1 protein-coding gene is annotated in these 784 nt (G+C 61.9%); it reads right to left on the reverse strand.

Going from position 1 to position 784, the window contains the following annotated elements:
• The coding region (locus ACXJ5O_RS28790; protein WP_457302886.1) for a cytochrome c3 family protein at window positions 1-784 on the reverse strand (784 nt) is incomplete at both ends.

Below are 784 nucleotides of genomic sequence, written 5' to 3' on the forward strand. Positions count from 1 at the left end.
CGGCATTGGACTGCACATAGGCACGCAGGTCTTTGACCGCGGTGTCGAAGTTCTTTCTCGCGTCACCCAGCAAACCGAGCGACGGAGTGCTGCCAAGGGCGGTTACAGCTGCCACGCGCACGGCGCGCGTATCGTCCGCAAGGAGCCGCCCTATCGCGTCCAGCCGTTGTTCGGGTGGCAGATTGGCGCCGCCTTCTGCTGCCCCGAGCCGGACGAGTGGATCCGGGTCCTCCGCTGCCGCCTTTACATCAGCTGCGACGTCTATCCCGCCGACGCGGCTCATGGCGGCAACCGCACTGCCCCGGACAATGCCCGCCTGTTCACGGTCTGCAACGATCTTTCGCAACGCATCGATTGACGCGGGATCGTTCTGTGCCGCGCCGGCAAATGCATGTGCCGTCGTCGGACGCTCACGCCAGGCCTTGCCATACCATAGGTCCATGTTTTCGCCTGCCCAGGCGTTGGTTTTGCCCTCATGGCATGTCGTGCAGGCATTCGGCGTACCATAGGCTGCCGACAGGTCAGGACGCGGAATGACGAAGGAGTGGTCGCGCCGTGGGTCGATTTTCATATAGGTACGCTCAGGCATATGGCAATTCGTGCACTGCGCTCCAGTCGATCCCACCGGGTGACGAGTGTGGGTCGAGGTATCAAAGTCGCCGCCCGGATTGAATTTTACAAAGCGCTCCGGCGCCAATTTCGTATGGCATTGCGTGCATAGGGCATTGCCTTGCGCCTTGAGTGCGGCTTCATGCTGCGTGTGGCAGTCAAGGCAGGTTACGCC

The organism is Phyllobacterium sp. P5_D12 (assembly GCF_054049495.1).